Source organism: Micromonospora sp. NPDC047134, assembly GCF_040643455.1.
In the GTDB taxonomy this organism is placed as follows: domain Bacteria; phylum Actinomycetota; class Actinomycetes; order Mycobacteriales; family Micromonosporaceae; genus Micromonospora.
The window spans coordinates 526152-543435 of record NZ_JBEYUI010000001.1; the positions used below are offsets into that span (position 1 = coordinate 526152).

Annotated in this window: 17 protein-coding genes and 1 riboswitch; of the genes, 7 read left to right on the forward strand and 10 right to left on the reverse strand. The window is 69.6% G+C overall.

Annotated features, from left to right (window positions below; translation table 11 throughout):
• The first annotated feature begins 112 nt into the window (after positions 1-112).
• From ABZ795_RS02275 to ABZ795_RS02285, 3 genes are all read left to right on the forward strand, one after another.
• The gene (locus ABZ795_RS02275) at positions 113-640 is read left to right on the forward strand and encodes a SigE family RNA polymerase sigma factor (RefSeq protein ID WP_357528137.1); all 528 of its coding nucleotides are present in this window, start codon (positions 113-115) and stop codon (positions 638-640) included.
• Positions 637-2037, forward strand: coding sequence for a hypothetical protein (locus ABZ795_RS02280; RefSeq protein ID WP_357528138.1), 1401 nt, complete (start codon positions 637-639; stop codon positions 2035-2037). The genes ABZ795_RS02275 and ABZ795_RS02280 overlap by 4 nt, the downstream gene beginning before the upstream one ends.
• Positions 2038-2950: 913 nt before the next feature.
• On the forward strand, positions 2951-3952 hold the full coding sequence (locus tag ABZ795_RS02285) for a tyrosine-type recombinase/integrase (RefSeq protein ID WP_357528139.1): 1002 nt from the start codon (positions 2951-2953) through the stop codon (positions 3950-3952).
• 158 nt (positions 3953-4110) lie between these two features.
• On the opposite strand, the gene ABZ795_RS02290 is transcribed toward ABZ795_RS02285, so the two are convergent.
• Together ABZ795_RS02290 and ABZ795_RS02295 are read right to left on the reverse strand one after the other, a co-directional pair.
• Positions 4111-4431, reverse strand: a complete 321-nt coding sequence (locus ABZ795_RS02290; protein WP_327025911.1) for a MerR family transcriptional regulator — start codon at positions 4429-4431, stop codon at positions 4111-4113.
• Between the two features lie 771 nt (positions 4432-5202).
• Positions 5203-5976 carry an endonuclease/exonuclease/phosphatase family protein gene (locus ABZ795_RS02295; RefSeq protein ID WP_327025910.1) on the reverse strand — a complete coding sequence of 258 codons (774 nt, stop codon included), beginning with the start codon at positions 5974-5976 and terminating at the stop codon, positions 5203-5205.
• Positions 5977-6161: 185 nt separating this feature from the next.
• Here ABZ795_RS02295 and ABZ795_RS02300 point away from each other — a divergent pair, with 185 nt between their 5' ends.
• Genes ABZ795_RS02300 through ABZ795_RS02310 form a run of 3 tightly spaced genes read left to right on the forward strand, consistent with a single transcriptional unit; the run spans position 6162 to position 8338 of the window.
• Entirely contained in the window at positions 6162-6941 is a 780-nt protein-coding gene (locus tag ABZ795_RS02300) for a TSUP family transporter (protein ID WP_327025909.1), read from the forward strand.
• 12 nt (positions 6942-6953) lie between these two features.
• Positions 6954-7724, forward strand: a complete 771-nt coding sequence (locus ABZ795_RS02305; protein ID WP_357528141.1) for a GNAT family N-acetyltransferase — start codon at positions 6954-6956, stop codon at positions 7722-7724.
• A 47-nt stretch (positions 7725-7771) separates the two neighbouring features.
• Entirely contained in the window at positions 7772-8338 is a 567-nt protein-coding gene (locus ABZ795_RS02310; protein ID WP_357528143.1) for a GNAT family N-acetyltransferase, read from the forward strand.
• Here ABZ795_RS02310 and def read toward each other — a convergent pair.
• On the reverse strand, positions 8324-8827 hold the full coding sequence (gene def, locus ABZ795_RS02315) for a peptide deformylase (protein WP_357528144.1): 504 nt from the start codon (positions 8825-8827) through the stop codon (positions 8324-8326). The two genes, ABZ795_RS02310 and def, sit on opposite strands and share 15 nt — an antisense overlap.
• 32 nt (positions 8828-8859) lie before the next feature.
• Complete coding sequence (locus ABZ795_RS02320; RefSeq protein ID WP_357528146.1) at positions 8860-10071, reverse strand: chorismate-binding protein; 1212 nt, start codon at positions 10069-10071, stop codon at positions 8860-8862.
• A 96-nt stretch (positions 10072-10167) separates the two neighbouring features.
• On the opposite strand from ABZ795_RS02320, the gene ABZ795_RS02325 reads away from it, so the two are divergent.
• Positions 10168-10368 carry a DUF5999 family protein gene (locus ABZ795_RS02325; RefSeq protein ID WP_327025904.1) on the forward strand — a complete coding sequence of 67 codons (201 nt, stop codon included), beginning with the start codon at positions 10168-10170 and terminating at the stop codon, positions 10366-10368.
• Between the two features lie 129 nt (positions 10369-10497).
• Here ABZ795_RS02325 and gcvP read toward each other — a convergent pair whose 3' ends face one another.
• From gcvP to ABZ795_RS02355, 6 genes are all read right to left on the reverse strand, one after another.
• Positions 10498-13320 carry an aminomethyl-transferring glycine dehydrogenase gene (gene gcvP, locus ABZ795_RS02330; RefSeq protein ID WP_357528147.1) on the reverse strand — a complete coding sequence of 941 codons (2823 nt, stop codon included), beginning with the start codon at positions 13318-13320 and terminating at the stop codon, positions 10498-10500.
• Between the two features lie 80 nt (positions 13321-13400).
• A riboswitch (glycine riboswitch) is annotated at positions 13401-13499 on the reverse strand.
• 103 nt (positions 13500-13602) lie between these two features.
• On the reverse strand, positions 13603-14460 hold the full coding sequence (locus ABZ795_RS02335) for an NAD-dependent protein deacetylase (RefSeq protein WP_357528149.1): 858 nt from the start codon (positions 14458-14460) through the stop codon (positions 13603-13605).
• Positions 14461-14508: 48 nt separating this feature from the next.
• Complete coding sequence (locus tag ABZ795_RS02340) at positions 14509-15096, reverse strand: MerR family transcriptional regulator (RefSeq protein ID WP_327025901.1); 588 nt, start codon at positions 15094-15096, stop codon at positions 14509-14511.
• A 195-nt stretch (positions 15097-15291) separates the two neighbouring features.
• A complete protein-coding gene (locus ABZ795_RS02345; protein WP_013733914.1) occupies positions 15292-15756 on the reverse strand; it encodes a bifunctional nuclease family protein in 465 nt (154 codons plus the stop codon).
• A 174-nt stretch (positions 15757-15930) separates the two neighbouring features.
• The gene (locus ABZ795_RS02350; protein ID WP_357528328.1) at positions 15931-16626 is read right to left on the reverse strand and encodes a MerR family transcriptional regulator; all 696 of its coding nucleotides are present in this window, start codon (positions 16624-16626) and stop codon (positions 15931-15933) included.
• Positions 16627-16676: 50 nt separating this feature from the next.
• Complete coding sequence (locus ABZ795_RS02355) at positions 16677-17129, reverse strand: FHA domain-containing protein (protein ID WP_013733916.1); 453 nt, start codon at positions 17127-17129, stop codon at positions 16677-16679.
• Between the last annotated feature and the right edge of the window lie 155 nt (positions 17130-17284).

Consider the following 17284-nt stretch of genomic DNA (forward strand, 5'->3'; position numbering starts at 1 on the left):
GGCCGTTCTCCTGAAGCTCAACAGCAACTCGCCGCCACCGCTCAACCTGCCCCCGGCAAGAAGCGTCTACCTTCCATGCGAACAGGAAAACGGTGGACGATATGGGCAACTCATGCCGGATGACGACGAGGAACGATTCCGCGAGTTCGTGTTGCAGCAGTGGGGACCGTTGACCCGAACGGCATATCTGCTCACCGGTGACCGGGGCGTCGCCGAAGACCTGGTGCAATCAGCGCTGGAGAAGACCCACCGGCGGTGGAGTCGGATTCTCCGCAAGGACGCGCCCGGGGCATACGTCCGCCGCGCGATGATCAACACCGCGGTGTCGTGGCGACGACGCCGCCGACCAATCGAGGTACCACTACTCGACGCCGACACCATCGCCACCCCCGACGCCTATCAGCACGCGGAGAACCGGCATCAGTTGCTGGGGGCGCTGCGCCGCCTCCCGCCACGAATGCGGGCCGTGCTCGTCCTGCGGTACTTCGAGGATCTCAGCGAGGCTGACATCGCCCGACTACTCGACTGTTCACCTGGAACGGTCAAGAGCCAGGCGTCACGAGGACTGGCCCGGCTACGAACTGACCTGGAGCCGCCGCCCACGATCATCGAGACCAGCCTCCAGGAGGATCCAGCATGACCGAGAACGTGGAAACCAGACTCCGGGAAGCCCTCCGCAGCGAGGCTGACACCATGACAGTGACGGCGGATCCCTGGCCACGGTTCACCCGGCGGGAGGCAGGTCACCGCCGCGCACGTCGGGTCCGTACCGGTGTGATCGCCGCTTTCCTGGCCGCCGCCGTCGCCATTCAGACCAACCTGATTCCCCTGCCCGGTTGGGTACCCGGCATCGCCGTCGCCTCGTCGCCGTCACCGCTCGCGGACGGACCCGCACGGGGCGATCTCGCCGCCGACCGCAACTGGACGGACGGCCTGCTCAGGCAGGTTGTCGACCTGCAGAATCCGGGGGAATGGTGGAGGATCACCGACCGCAGCGACATCCGGATCGTGTACGCCGACGACATACCCGGTCGCCGAATCGCGCTGCTCTTCGTCCCTCTGCGTCTGGGCCTGCTCACCGACTCGACGCTTGTCTGGTTCAGCGGCCCACCCGGAGCCGAACCGGAACAGATGCAACAGGGCGGCAACGAAACCGCCGACACCGCAGTGGCGACCTGGATGGAAAGCGACGCCGAAAACGGGGGTGCGGCAGTGGTCATCGGCCCCGCGGGTTCCACCGTGACGATCAATGGGTTCTCGGGCTATTCCGCAACGGGCGTCGTCGAAAACCACCAGCTCTCCTCATCCCTCGGTACGGGCATCGGCGTCACCTCGCTGCCACCCACCGATCTGGTCGGAGGGCCCGCGCTCGCCGCCCGGGTCACCAACGGCGACACCCTCATCTACGAAGGTCCCGTATACGGCGGGTGGAGCGGGTCAGACACCGGCCGCCAGGAGCTGACCGACGAGATGCTCACTGCCGCCCTCCGCCACACCCGAGGAGCCGTCATAGACCGAGCCGTCCTCGCACGGTTCATCGGTCACGCGTTGCGAGACAGCCGACTGTCCGCCCAGGACGTCACGATCCGGGTGCGCTGGTGCGGCACCATCAACGACAAACCCGCCGCACTGTTCACCATCCAACCCACGGACGGCGGAGTCATCGCCTACGCCATCCACGGCGACACCACCGGCTGGCGAACCGACCTACGGCTGCTGCTGCCCGCGGACGGTGCTGAGCAACGCCCCATCGCATGGCGGATGCGCGCCGAGGGTGGGGACGCCCGGACGGACCGCGTCAACCTGGTAGCCCCACCGGGAGCAGCCACCGCAGCCGTCACCGCCCTGGACAACACCCCGACCCCGGTCGCCCTGGACACCTCCGGCTTCGGCAGCACCACCATCCCGCAGGACATGCCCGCGACCGTCAGCGCCAGCACCGCCGACGGGACCACTTTCAGCACACCCGTGCCGGCCTTCGAAGCCAACAGCGGCGGTCTACCCGGTGCCTCCCGGAACACCCGAATCACCGACTGACACCTGAACAGCCGTGGGGATCCGGGGAAGGGGCCGGATCCCCACGGCTGTTCAGGCGCACGCCAGCGGGCACGCCGTCATGACGCATGGGTGCGCGGACGTGTTCGACTGCCGTACCCGTGCGTGTGCGACGGTGGCTCACCGCGACCGCACGCCGTCGAGGTGACGGGTGCGCCGTTGAGCGGGTCCTGCCCGCAAAAGGAGCACCCGCTGGAACCCGGAGTCCGATTCGATAATTGACATTATGTAAAGTTCAGTCTGAGCGGGGCTCCCCGACAGGGCGAGCGGGTCCGTCGCCGCCACCGGCGGCACACCACTGCGAGGTACCGTCCGTACGCCGACAGCCCACGGGCGGCTCGCAGCGGGTCGCCGCGCAGGGGTCGACCCCGGATGCATCGGCGGCTGCGGGGCGGGCCGCGTCATGGCAGCCTGCCCAGCACCGGCACAGGTCGACACCGATGGCGGCAAACGGAAGCTCGCCATCGCCGCGCGGGCGCCACCACAGGTGGGCGCGTTTGTCCTGATCGCGCCTCACGCGACCTCGGGCACGCCCCCCCGAAACACCCTGTTGATCATGAGGTTGGCGGCACCGTTGAGATCAGCGACTGCCGTCAACCTCATGATCAACAGGGTGGAGGCACCTCGGGCATGCACTCGCTGCGCGGCCCGGTTCCCGGGCTGCACCGAGCGGCGATGGTCGGGCCGCCCCGCCCTCAGGCTGCGTTGATCACGCTTCGACGGAGGCAGGGACGGGCGTCAACCGCTCGCCGCGCCCCGGTGCGGTCGCACCGGTTTCCTGACGGGCACCTTCTGACTGCCAGCTGGGATCCCCGCTAGGCACCTGGCTGTTCTTCCAGGGGCTACTCCCCCTTTGACTTGCCAGTCAATGCGAAGAACATGCATAATATGCCTTATGCATGACAAATCGGGCGGCAGGGTTGTGGGGCTGATCGAGGCGTTTCTGACGGCACGGGCCACCCGCAAGCCTTCTGCCCACACTCAGGCCGCGTACCGGCGGGATCTGATCGCAGTGGCGGGTCTCGTCGCGGAGCTGGCCACCCCTCCCCTCCCCCTCGCCGAGCTGCGGATCGGTGCCCTCTCCCCCGGCCTGCTGCGGGCGGCCTTCGCCCGGTTCGCCGCCGACCGGGCCGCCGCCTCGGTGGGTCGGGCCTGGTCCACCTGGAACAGCTTCTTCAACTTCCTGGTGGCCGAGCAGGTGGTGCCGGGCAACCCGATGCCGGCGGTGGGTCGTCCTCGCACCCCGCTCCCCCAGCCGAAGCCGCTGCGGGGTGAGGACACCCCGGAGCAGTTGCTGGCCTCGATGGCGCGGGGTGAGGGGCGGCAGCGTGACCCCTGGCCGGAGCGGGACGTGGCGGTGCTGGCGCTGGCGTTGTGTGCGGGGTTGCGGTTGTCGGAGCTGTTGGCTCTGCGGGTCGGTTCCCTGGGGGGTAGGCCCGGTGAGCGTCGGGTGGAGGTGGCCGGCAAGGGTGGGCGGCCTCGGGTGTTGCCGGTGGAGCCGGGCCTGGACGAGGTGCTGTCGGCCTACCTGGACAGCCGGGTACGTCGTTTCGGTGCGCGTACGGTGCGCCCGGATGCGCCGTTGTTGGTGGACCGGCGGGGTGAGCCGCTGCGCCGGGGTGGTCTGCAGTATCTGGTGGAGTCCTGTTACCGGCGGGCCGGGATCGGTGACCGGGTGCCGCGTGGGGCGCGGTTGCACGCGTTGCGGCACACCTTCGCCACCCGTCTGGCGGAGGACGGTGCCGGGGCGGCGGAGATCATGCGGTTGCTGGGACATGCCTCGTTGGCGTCGTCGCAGACCTACATCGAGGTGACCGCGGCCCAGCAGCGGGAGGCGGTACGGGCCAACCGCACGAATCGGGCCCTGGTCGGGTTGGTGCGGTCTCAGGCAGGTTGAGTGGTCAGGATCGCCGGCAGGACGGTGGCGGTGCTCGGGGTCTCCGACGCGCTCGACGGACTGTTGGGCACCGAGACGCACCTACCGATACTCACGGGGTGATCCGGGCACGACAAACGGTCCCCCTCAATGACAGAGAAGGACCGTGAGGCGTGGGGTCAGGCGGCGCCGGATTGCCGACGGCGCTGGTGGTTCCGGTTCTGCTGGAGGGCTTCTTCCAGCTGGTCTTCGAGGATGATGATCCGGCATGCGGCTTCGAGGGCCGTGCCGTGGTCGACCATCTCCCGGGCTCGTGCGGCCAAGCGCAGTTGGTAGCGGGAGTAGCGGCGGTGTCCGCCGGCGGAGCGGAACGGGATGATCAGCTTTGCCTCGTCGAGGCGGCGCAGGAAGTCCTGCGAGGTGCCCACGATCTCCGCAGCGCGGCCCATGGTGTAGGCGGGGTAGTTGTCGTCGTCGAGCACGTCGTCGGGTTGGGCCATGCATACCTCTCCATGACGAGGGCCCCGGCGAGGGAATCGCCGGGGCCCGGGGTTACGGGTTGAATACACCATCTACCGACGAGTTCGTCGGGTTCTCGTTTCCGCACCGTGCGACTGTCAGCGACAGGCGGTGCGAGGATCGCATAAGCGTGACCGGAGACCACCTCACATTCGATGGGACTACGGTGTCCGCCGCAGAACTGCGACTGCATCCTGGCGGCGGGCGATCCAACGGCGTCCAGCCCTCCCTTTCCTCTTCTTCCGATACCTGTGGTGCTGTCCGCCGGTGTCGGAGCCCACGCAACTACACGGCCCAGACACGGACGGCGGATCTTTTCTGCGTCAGGCGGAGCCCTGAACCTGCATCGGCCCTGCTTGCGGTTGCCTTGACCTGGAGTTACGTCAAGGTCTTGACCTGCACCTACCTTGCTGTGTGCGGTGATGTGTTTCCACCGCTGGTGCCGAGCGAGCCGCGAGAAGTTCCGGGCCCTGCTTGATGCTCGGTCTGTTTCGTCGGCGTCTTTAACCGATCTTCGTTGTCAACGAGGCAAACCTTACCCAACCCCACCGGGAATATCTAGCTACTTGGGACCAGATTTTCTCGGTGAGCCGACCAAGGCTCAGTAGAGGCGGTGGTGTCCTCGGCTTCGGCGGGTTACGGCGGCGCGGTAGGCGCCTCTGCGGACGGTGGCGACCATCGGCTGATTCCCCAGTTCCGTGAGCAGGTGGGCTCCGGGTCCGATGACGTCTGTGCGGTCACCTGCAGGTGGGTCAGCCGAGGTCGACCAGCAGGGGCCGGTGGTCGGAGATGGTCGACAGTGGGGTGCGTACCGCGGTGACCGGGGGCAGGTGGGTGAAGCCGCGCCGGTCGGCGATGGCGTGGTCGAGTTGGACGCGGGGTGCGGCGGCCGGGTAGGTGGGTCGGCGGCCGAGCAGGTGCCAGCCGGTGGTGAGTCGGGTGGCCCAGGCGGGCAGGTTGAGGTCGCCGAGCAGGATTCGGGGGGCGGGCAGGGTGCGTAGGGCGCGGACGACCTGGCGGAGTTGGTGGATGTTCCAGCCGGGGACGAAGGACAGGTGGGTGGCGGCGACGGTGAGTTGTCCGTGGGGGGTGTCCAGGACGGCGGCGAGCAGGACGCGGGGTTCGTCGCGGAGCAGGATGAGGCCGGGGCCGGGTGCGTAGACCGGGGAGCGTACGGGGGCGGCTCGTAGGCGGGTGACCTGCCAGGTGGTGACGGGGTGGCGGGAGATCAGGCCGACGCCGTAGCAGGGTTCGCCGTGGCCGTCGTCGTCGTGGGTGAGGGGGCGGAAGGCGATGCCGGGGGTGCCGACGACGGCGGCGGCGAAGCGGTGTTCGTCGGCGTTGAGGGCTTGGGCGGCGATGGCGGTGAGGTCCAGGTTGCCGCTGCGGGACTGGTCGCGGTCGACTTCCTGGAGGGCGAGGACGTCGGCGTCGAGGGCGGTGACGGCGGCGGCCAGGCGGTTCGGGTCGACCAGTCCGTCGGTCAGTGATCGGCCGTGCAGCAGGTTGAACGTGGCCAGGCGCACGGTGTCACCTTAGCTACGGGGGTGGCACATTTTGGAGATGGCGAGGGGTCTGTTCTGTTCGATGGTGGTTTTTGTGGTCGTGGGGGTGCTGGGGGTGCTGGGGGTGTGGGTGCGCAGGTGGCGGGGCCGGTGAGGCTGGCCACAGGTGCCCACGTCAGGGGGGTTGTGGTGGGCAGAATGCGCGCGTGGAGCTTGATCCTTTGACCGTGTCGATCCTGCTGACGGCTGCTGCGTTGGCCGGGTGGGTGGATGCGGTGGTCGGTGGCGGTGGGTTGTTGCTGTTGCCGGCGTTGTTGGTGGCGGCGCCGGGGATGCCGCCGGCTACCGCGTTGGGGACGAACAAGTTGGCGGCGATCGCGGGTACGGCGACGGCGGCGTTGACCTTCGCCCGCCGTACGAAGATCGACTGGGCGGTGGCGGGTCCGGCGGCGGCGGTGGCGGTGGTGTGTGCGGGGGTGGGTGCGGCGTTGGCGGGTGCGGTGCCGCCGTCTGCGTACCGGCCGGTGGTGTTGGTGGTGTTGTTGCTGGTGGCGTTGTTCGTGTTGTTGCGGCCCCGGTTGGGGGTGGTGGCGGTGCCGCAGCGGCGGACCCGTAAGCGGATCGTGGTGGCGGTGTTGGTGGCGGGGTTGGGTATCGCCACCTATGACGGGTTGATCGGTCCGGGTACGGGGACGTTTCTGGTGTTGGCGTTCACCACGTTGGTGGGGGCGGATTTCCTGCAGGGTTCGGCGATGGCGAAGGTGGTGAACGCGGGTACGAACGCGGGGGCTCTGGCGGTGTTCGCGGTGACCGGGAACGTGTGGTGGTTGTTGGGTGCGGCGATGGCGGTGTGCAACATCGCGGGGGCGATGGTGGGGGCGCGGATGGCGGTGCGGCGGGGTGCCGGGTTCGTGCGGGTGGTGTTGCTGGTGGTGGTGGTGGCGTTGGTGGCGAAGTTGGGGTACGACCAGTGGCTGGCCGGCTGAGGGTGGGTGCGGGTGCGCGCGGAGCATGATCGCCGGGTGTTGGCGGGGTTGTTGGGTCGGGATCCGCGGCTGCACGCCTACGAGTTGGGTGACCTGGACGAGTTCTTCTGGCCGTACACCTCGTGGTATCGGCGGGGTGAGGCGGTGGCGTTGCTGTATCACGGGGCGCGTCCGCCGACGTTGGTGGTGTTGGCCCGGCCGGAGGGGGTCGGGGAGTCGGCGGCGTTGGTGGCGGAGTTGGCGCCGGTGTTGCCGGCCCGGGTGTGGGCGCACCTGTCCCCCGGTGTGGAGCAGGGGTTGGCGGGTGCCTTCCGGGTGGTGTCCTCTGGTGCGCATCTGAAGATGGCGTTGACGGAGCCTGACGGGTTGGCGGGGGTGGTGGCGGCCGGTGAGGTGTTGGGTCGTGGGCATCTGCCGGCGTTGCGCGAGTTGTACGAGGTGGCGTATCCGGGGAACTGGTTCGATCCGCGGATGGTGGACACCGGCAGGTATGTGGGGGTGTGGGCCGAGGGCGCTCTGGTGGCGGTGGCGGGGGTGCACGTGTACTCCCCCGCTTTTCAGGTGGCGGCGTTGGGCAATGTGACCACTCATCCGGCCTGGCGTGGTCGGGGGTTGGCCTCGGCGGTGGTGGCCCGGTTGTGTGGGTTGCTGCGGGCCGAGGTGGAGCATGTGACGTTGAACGTGAAGGCGGACAACGGTGCCGCGGTGCGGTTGTATGAGCGGCTGGGTTTCCGTCGGGTGGCCGAGTACGGGGAGTTCGATCTGCGGGCGGTCGGCTGCTGAGGGGTTTTCGGTAGCGTCGGCGGCCCGGGGGTGGGCAGAATGCGCCGGTGACTCAGGCGATGTTGCGGACGGCCCGGTTGGTGTTGGTGCCGTTGGCGGATGAGCATCTGGCCGGTGAGATCGAGTTGGACGCCGATGCGGAGGTGATGCGGTTCCTGGGGCCGGTGCGCTCGGCCGAGCAGGTGCGTGAGGTGCATCGGCGGCGGTTGGCGGTGGCCGGGCAGGTGCCGGGGTTGGGGTTCTGGGCCGGTCTGGTCGAGGGTGAATTCGTGGGCTGGTGGTTGTTGGAGCCGCCGCAGCGGGCCGATCAGGGGCCGGTGGCCGGGCAGGCGGAGCTGGGTTACCGGTTGGCGCGTCGGTGGTGGCGGCGGGGGTTGGCCAGTGAGGGTGCCCGGGAGTTGATCCGGCACGGTTTCGTGGAGCTGGGGTTGTCGCGGGTGTTCGCGGAGACGATGGCGGTGAATGTGGCGTCGCGGGCGACGATGGCGGCGGTGGGGATGCGGTATGTGCGGACCTTCCACCAGTCGTGGCCGGATCCGTTGCCGGGTTCGGAGCGGGGTGAGGTGGAGTACGAGATCACCCGCCGGCAGTGGGAGGCGTCAGCGGCGGGGTGAGTGGAAGCGTCCGGCGCGGATCTCGCGTAGGGCGCGGCGGCGGGTTTCGCCGTGCAGGGTGTCGACGTAGAGGCGACCGTGCAGGTGGTCGGTTTCGTGTTGCAGGGCGCGGGCGAGGAAGCCGCTGCCGGCGATGGTGAGGGGTTCGCCGTGCTGGTCGTAGCCGTGGGCGGTGGCGTGCAGGGCGCGGGGGGTCGGGAAGTAGAGGCCGGGGATGGACAGGCAGCCCTCGTCGTCGTCCTGGAGTTCGTCGGACAGTTCGAGGGTGGGGTTGATCATGTGGCCGCGGTGGCCGTCGGCGTCGTAGACGAAGACCTGGGCGTTGACGCCGATCTGGGGGGCGGCGACGCCGGCGCGGCCGGGTTTGCCGAGCAGGGTGTCCATCAGGTCGGTGACCAGGGCGCGTAGTTCGGTGTCGAAGCTGGTGACCGGTTCGCTGGGGGTGCGGAGTACCGGGTCGCCGATGATGCGGATGTCGCGCAGGGTCATGGGCGAAAGGCTAGTCGGTGGGTGCCGGCTGGTCAGTGCAGGGCGGCGCGTACGGGGGTGGTCTTGGCGGCGGCTTCGGCGACTTCGGCGTGGGGGTCGCTGTCTGCGGTGATGCCGCCGCCGGCCCAGACGTGGACGGCTTCGCGGTCGACGGCGGCGGTGCGGATGGTCAGGCCGAGGTCGATGTGTCCGGGGCTGATCCAGCCGAGGCCGCCCATGCTGGCGCCGCGGCCGACGGGTTCCAGGGTGGCGATCTGTTGCAGGGCGGCGAGTTTCGGGGCGCCGGTGACGGAGCCGCCGGGGCAGACGGCGCGGAGCAGGTCGGCGAGGCTGAGGCCGTCGGCGGCTTGGGCGCGGATGGTGGATTCGGCTTGCCACAGGTCGCACCAGCGGCGTACGGCGAACAGGTCGTCGACGCGGACGCTGCCGGTGGCGGCGATGCGGGCCAGGTCGTTGCGTTCCAGGTCGACGATCATGATGTGTTCGGCGCGTTCTTTTGCGGAGGCGAGCAGGTCGGCCCGGCCGGCGCGGGTGGCGGGGCGGGTGCCTTTGATGGGGCGGGTGGTGAGGGTGCCGTGGTGGACTTCGATGAGGGTTTCCGGGCTGGCGCAGCCGATGGCCCAGTCGGGGCCGGTGAGGACTCCGCCGTAGCGGGCGCCGGGTAGTCGGCCGAGGCGGGCCAGGGCGGGTAGGGGGTTGCCGGCGTAGGGGGCGGCGGCGTGGCCGACGAGGTTGACCTGGTAGACGTCGCCGCGGGCGATGGCGTGGCGGACCTGTTCGACGGCGGTGGCGTGTTGATGTGGGGTCCAGCTTTCGGTCCAGGGGCCGCGCCACCAGCCGGTGGTGGGGGTGGCCGCCGGTGGTGGGGTGTCGGTGTGGCTGTAGACGACGACGGCGATGTCGGGTAGGTCGGCGGGGCTGGGTGGCCCGGGGGTGCCGCCGATCATGAGGGTGCCGGCGGTGGCGGAGACGTAGAGGGCGGCGCCGCAGACGGTGTGGCTGTGGCGGCCGGGTGTGGGGCGGGCGAGGTCGTGCAGGGGTAGGCCGTGGTCGGTGAGGAAGTCCTGGATTCCGGTGGCGGGGTCGCCACCGTCGGCGGGTCGCCACTGCCAGCGGGCACGTTCGGTGAGGTGGCCGCGACAGGCGGTGGGGGCGGCCGGTGGATCGATGACCATGCGTGGGAGCGCTTCCACGACGTCCGGGTGAGGGGTGTTCATCCGTTCAGTGGATTTCCCACGCACCACGCGGAGATCTGCTCGATACCGCATGCTTTCGCTTGGTACTGTGCGTCACTGGTCATGTGAACCATGACACAGTGCCCCCACAGTCCGGAGAACCCGATGTGCCAGCACCAACCCACCTGCCCCTCCGCCGAAGCCACCGACCGGGAAGCCGCCAAGGCCATCGCCGGTTTTCCTGAACAGGGCTGGAGCCTGCTCTGCAACGGCGTCATCGTCTTCGAGGACACCGGCGAACTACTGCCCGACGGCAGCAGCATCGCACCGCACCGCGGCCCCGCCCGACACGCCCTCGCCGCCTGAACCGACCACGATCCGTCACGACCTTTCCCGCGTCGCCCCAGGCTAGTCCCCCACCCCGGCGCCGGTCACAACCAGGTCGGCGTACCGCCGGGGGCGGCACCAGCCCGCCCCCGGAGCACACCCCGCCCGTCAGTCCTCGTAGGCCTGCGGTGACGGGCACGAGCAGACCAGGTTCCGGTCGCCGTAGCCGCCGTCCACCCGACGCACCGGCGGCCAGTACTTAGCCACCCGGTCCACCCCGGCCGGATAGCCGCCCACCGACCGCGGGTACGGATGCGGCCACTGGTCACCTGCGACCATCGCCGCCGTGTGCGGCGCGTTGACCAGCGGATTGTCACCGGCCGGCCACTGCCCCGCCGCCACCGCGTCGACTTCCGCCCGGATGGCGATCATCGCCTCGCAGAACCGGTCCAGCTCGGCCAGATCCTCACTCTCCGTCGGCTCCACCATCAAGGTGCCGGCCACCGGGAACGACATCGTCGGGGCGTGGAACCCGTAGTCGATCAGCCGCTTGGCCACATCGTCGACACTGATCCCGGCCGCCTTCGTCAACGGCCGCAGATCCAGGATGCACTCGTGCGCCACCAGCCCCTTGTTGCCGGCGTACAGCACCGGGAAGTGTGCCCGCAGCCGCGCCGCCACATAGTTGGCCGCCAGTACCGCCATCCCGGTCGCCCGGGCCAGCCCCTGCGCGCCCATCATCCGCAGGTACACCCACGGAATCGGCAGGATCCCCGCCGACCCGTACCGGGCCGCCGAGATCACCGGCCGCCCCGGCACCGGCTCACCGACCGGATCACCGGGCAGGAACGGCGCCAGATGCGCCCGTACCGCCACCGGACCCACCCCCGGGCCACCCCCGCCGTGCGGAATGCAGAAGGTCTTGTGCAGGTTCAGGTGCGACACGTCCGCCCCGAACCGGCCCGGCTTGGCGAACCCGACCAAGGCGTTCAGGTTCGCCCCGTCGACGTACACCTGACCGCCGGCGTCGTGAACCTTCGCGCACAGCGACGCGATGCCGGTCTCGTACACCCCGTGGGTCGACGGGTACGTCACCATGATCGCCGCCAGGGTGTCGGCGTGGGCCTCGATCTTCGCGTCCAGGTCGACCAGGTCGACGTTGCCGTCGGCGTCGCAGCCGACCACCACCACCCGCATCCCGGCCATCACCGCGCTGGCGGCGTTGGTGCCGTGCGCCGACGACGGGATCAGACACACCTCGCGGTGCCCCTGGCCCCGGCTGTGGTGGTAGGCGCGGATCGCCAACAGGCCCGCCAACTCCCCCTGCGAACCGGCGTTGGGTTGCACACTGACCGCGTCGTAGCCGGTGACCTCCGCCAACCAGCCCTCCAACTGGGCGATCATCGTCCGGTAGCCGGTGGTCTGCTCCGCCGGGGCGAACGGATGCAGATGCGCGAACTCCGCCCAGCTGATCGGCTCCATCTCCGTGGTCGCGTTGAGTTTCATGGTGCACGAACCCAACGGGATCATGCCCCGGTCCAGGGCGTAGTCCAGGTCGGCCAGACGCCGCAGATACCGCAGCATCGCCGTCTCCGAATGGTGGCTGCGGAACACCGGATGGGTCAGGAAATCGGAGGTACGGGCCAACCCGGCCGGCAACGCCGTGGCCACCTCACCCTCGACGCCGGGCACCCCGAACGCCGCCCACACCTGCGCCAGATGCGCCTCGGTGGTGGTCTCGTCGCAGGCAATCCCCACCCGGTCCGCGTCGACCAGCCGCAGGTTCACCCCCCGCTCGGCCGCCGCCGCGACCACCCGCCCCGCCCCACCCGGCACCGTAGCGGTGACCGTGTCGAAGAACGGCACCTCGGCCACCTCGACCCCACCGGCACGCAGACCAGCCGCCATCCGGGCGGCCATCTCATGGGTACGCCCCGCTATGCGCCGCAGCCCGTCCGGGCCGTGGTAGACGGCGTACATGCCGGCCATCACCGCCAGCAGCACCTGCGCGGTGCAGATGTTGCTGGTCGCCTTCTCCCGCCGGATGTGCTGCTCACGGGTCTGCAACGCCAACCGGAACGCCGGAGCCCCGGCGACGTCCCGGGACACCCCGACCAGCCGGCCCGGCAACATCCGCTCCAGACCCCGCCGGACCGCCAGATACCCGGCGTGCGGCCCACCGAAGCCCATCGGCACCCCGAACCGTTGGGTGGTGCCCGCGGCGATGTCCACCCCGATCTCCCCCGGCGGACGCAGCAGCGTCAACGCCAGCAAATCCGCCGCGACGGTCACCAACGCCCCCACCGCATGGGCGGCCTCCACCAGCCCGGCATGATCACGCACCGCCCCGGAGGCCCCCGGATACTGCAGGTGCAGGCCGAAGAACTCCGCCGGCAACTCGTCCCGATCCACATCGACGATCCGCACCTCGATACCGAGCGGCTGCGCCCGGCCGAGGATCACCGCGATGGTCTGCGGCAGGGTGTCGGCGTCCACCACGTACACGGCACTGCGACTCTTCGACGCCCGCCGCGCCAAGGTCATCGCCTCCGCCGCCGCGGTGCCCTCATCCAGCATGGAAGCGTTCGCGGTCGCCAGACCGGTCAGGTCCGACACCATCGTCTGGAAGTTCAGCAGCGCCTCCAACCGGCCCTGACTGATCTCCGGCTGATACGGGGTGTACGCGGTGTACCAGGCCGGGTTCTCCAGCACGTTACGGCGGATCACCGCCGGGGTGTGGGTACCGTGATACCCCAACCCGATCATCGACACGGCGACCGTGTTGCCGGCCGCCAGGGCCCGCAGCTCGGCCAGGGCCTCCGGTTCGCTGGCCGGCTCCGGCAGATCCAACCGGCCATGCCAGCGGATCACCTCCGGAATCGCCGCGTCCATCAACTCGTCGATCGAGGCGTACCCGACGGTCTCCAACATCCGGCGCTCGTCGTCCGGGCCGGGACCGATGTGACGGTCGGCGAACAGGTCCGTGGTCATGGGTGAGGCTCCCGCACAGGTGGGGGGTCGACAGGGCGGCCCTCCCCCTCTGTCGCACCCACGGGGCGCTCCACAGTGCCTGTCCCGACGCGGTCCTTTTGCCTGAGAGGTTCCGGGGAGGATTTGCCCCTTCGGCGCCGACCCGGCCACGCCAGGACGGTCTCTCCCACGCGGGTACTACGGCACGATCAACGCTACCAGCGCCCTCCTCACCCGCACACACCGGCGGGATCGGTCAGCCGCAGGCCACCGCCACCGGCGGCACCGTCACCGGCGGCACCGTCAACCCGGCAGCGTCACCCCGGCGCCGGCGGCCAGCCGATCGGCCAGGGCCGGCAATACCCGCCCCAGCGGGGCGTCCACCCGCAGCAGGGCCAGCCCGTCGCCGCGCGTCGCCCCCTGGTTGACGATCACCACCGGGATGCCGGCCCGCGCCGCCGCAGTGACGAACCGACGCCCCGACAGCACCGTCAACGACGAGCCCAACACCAGCAGCAGCCGGGCCTGCGCCACCATCGCGAAACACCGCCGCACCCGCCCCACCGGCACGGTCTCCCCGAAGAACACCACGTCGGGCTTGAGCAACCCACCACAGGTCACACAGTCGACCGTACGGAACCCGGCCACCTGCGCATCATCGAGATCCACATCACCGTCGGGGTTGATCGCGGCAGCCCGGCCGGCGAAGTCCGGATTCACCCGACGCAGCCGAGCATCCAACTCCTGCCGGGTACTGCGGTCCCCACACCCCAGGCAGATCACCGCGTCGAGCCGCCCGTGCAACTCCACCACGTCCTGACCACCAGCCGCAGTGTGCAGCCCGTCCACATTCTGGGTGATGATCCCGCTGACCAGACCGGCCTGCTGGAGGCGGGCCACCGCCCGGTGACCGTCGTTCGGCGCGGCCTGCGTCATCAACCGCCACCCCAGATGACTACGCGCCCAGTAGCGGCGCCGAGCCTCCGGGTCGCCGACGAACATCTGGTAGGTCATCGGGGTGTGCCGCCGGGCCACCCCACTGGGCCCCCGATAGTCCGGAATACCTGACTCGGTGGACAACCCGGCCCCGCTGAGCACCACCGCCCCGCCGCCGGACACCAGCCGGGCCACCGGGTCGATCACATCCTCCACCCGACCCATGCTGCCCCAGACCGGCAGGCCACGACCAGCCGCCGCCCCCGGAAGGGGTCAGCCGGCCCGTCGGCGTGCCCGCCGGGCCGCCAACTCGTCACCCACCGCCGGTTCCTGCGGCTGCTCCGGCTCCACGGCCACCCCGGCCGGCTCCGCCGGCAGATGCGACAACGAACCCTGGATCTCCTTGAACGCGCCACCGATCGCGATGCCGAACACCCCCTGGCCGCCCTGCAACAGGTCGACCACCTCCTCCGGCGACCGGCACTCGTACACCGTCGTCCCGTCGGAGATCAAGGTGATGCCCGCCAGATCCTCCACCCCACGCGACCGCAACGCCTCGATCGCCTTACGGATGTTCTGCAACGACACCCCGGCGTCCAACAGCCGCTTCACGACCTTCAACACCACCAGGTCCCGGAACGAGTACAACCGCTGCGTGCCCGAACCCGAAGCGTCCCGCACACTGGGCACCACAAGCGTCGTACGCGCCCAGTAATCCAACTGCCGGTAGCTGATGCCCACCGCGTGGCACGCCGTCACACCCCGGTACCCCACCGCACCGTCACTGTCAGTCGCCGAACCGGGCGTCCCACCCGACTCGTCCAGCCCCGTAACCGGATCGGAATCCTGCGGCTCGTGCATCCGGACAACCTCCCCGTCAGTGCGGCGACACGCCTTCCTAGACGCGCGCCCCTCGACACGGGCAACCCTATAGCGACCTTCCAGGGTTACCACGGAGAAACCATCGCGACACGCCGCGCATCGACAGCGATCAGCGTCACCATCACCGACAGTCACCAGGATTGGCCGTCAACGGCACCACCGGCGAAGGGGCACTCAGCCGGCGAAATCCTCCGGACGAACCTGCTCCAGGAACTCCCGGAACTTCTCCACCTCGTCCTCCTGCTCATCGGGAATCACGATCCCCGCCTCACTGAGGACCTGCTCCGCACAACGAATCGGCGCACCGACCCGCAACGCCAAAGCGATCGAATCACTCGGCCGCGCCGAGACCCGCACCCCGTCACCGATCAACAGATCAGCGAAGAACACGTTCTCCTTCAGCTCAGTGATCTCCACCGCCCGCAACGGCGCCTTCAACGCCGCCAACACATCCCGCAGAAGATCGTGGGTCAACGGCCGGGCCGGCTTGACACCCTGCTGCTCGTAAGCGATCGCCGTCGCCTCGACCGCGCCGATCCAAATCGGCAGATAGCGGTCCCCCTCGACCTCCCTGAGCAGGACGATCGGCTGGTTGCTGGGCAGCTCCACCCGAACCCCGACCACGCTCAGCTCGCGCACCGCCGCCTCCGTGTCGTTGTCACCTACGCCGCACCGCGCCCTTCCTAGCACGGTACACGGACCGCGACACGGCCGTCCCGTGCGCTTCCCGCACCAACAACCGCGCCAGAAGAGGGGTTACCCCCGCAAGCCTACGCCACGCACGGCCAACCGATCCGGCCCCACACGGCCACCTCAACGCCCCAACGTCGAACGCAACCCCACCCGCACCAACGCCGCATGCAACTGCTGAGACAACGCCACCAACTCCCGCGCCGTCTCCGCCGCCCGCGCCCGCGCCGCCGGATCACTCTGCCGCACCAACGGCGTCACCAACTGCGCGAACAGACCGACCTCCCGATCCGCCGCCGTCCGATAACCCCGCAGATGCCGCGGCTGGAACCCGTACGCCGACAACCCCGCCACCGCACTCGCGATGATCAACGCATCGCCGTCGTACCAACCCGGCGGATCCGACACCACCAGCCCCAGCCGCTCCAACTCCCCCAACGTCGCCTCGTCGATCCCGCTGCGCGACACCAACTCCGACCGGCCCAGCCGCACCTGACCCGACTCGTGACCAGCCTCCCGACCCGGCAACTCACCATCCGGGCCCACCGCCACCAAGGCCGGCCGGGACCGCTCCGGAAACTCCCCCGAAGCCTCCCAACCCGCCAACTGCTCACGGATCACCCGCAACGGCAGATACTGGTCCCGCTGCGCCGTCAACACGAACCGCAGCCGCGCGACATCGTCCCAGCTGTACTTCCGGTAACCCGACGCCGTCCGCTGCGGCTCCACCAGGCCCTCAGCCTCAAGAAACCGCAACTTCGAAATGGTCACATCGGGAAAATCCACCCGCAGCTGCGCCAACACCTCGCCGATACTCATCAACGGCTGGGCGCGACCCGCCCCGGACGGCGTCGAGGCCGCAGGCTCGTTCACCCCCGGCCGGCCTCGCCCTCAGGGCGCGGACCGGCGATGAACACCACCCGGAACTTGCCGATCTGCACCTCGTCACCGTTGGTCAGCGTCGCCGCCTCGACCCGCTCCCGGTTCACATACGTGCCGTTGAGACTGCCCACGTCCCGCACCGTGAACGTCCCACCATCCCGGTGGAACTCCGCATGCCGACGCGACACCGTCACATCATCGAGAAAAATGTCACTGTCCGGGTGCCGCCCACTGGTCGTCACATCGTGATCCAGCAGGAACCGCGCACCCGCATTCGGACCCCGACGAACCACCAGCAGCGCCATCCCCGGCGGCAACGAACCGGACATCCGGCTCGGCACCACATCGGTGTCCGGCCCCTCCAACGCTTCTTCGAGCGAACCGAGATTGAGCGTCGACGTGACGTCGAGCGGGGGGAACTCGTCGCCTGGGCGAGTCATTGGACCACCTCACGGATCAGTTTCGGTCGGCGTCGGGGAAACGGCGGGTCTGGCCGCCGGGCGTACACCCACCCGGCGGCTGGCTCTCCGTGCCCCTGAAGGCTTGTCCACGACGCACGACACATGGATTCTCGGTCGACTGGGCGAGCCTAGCC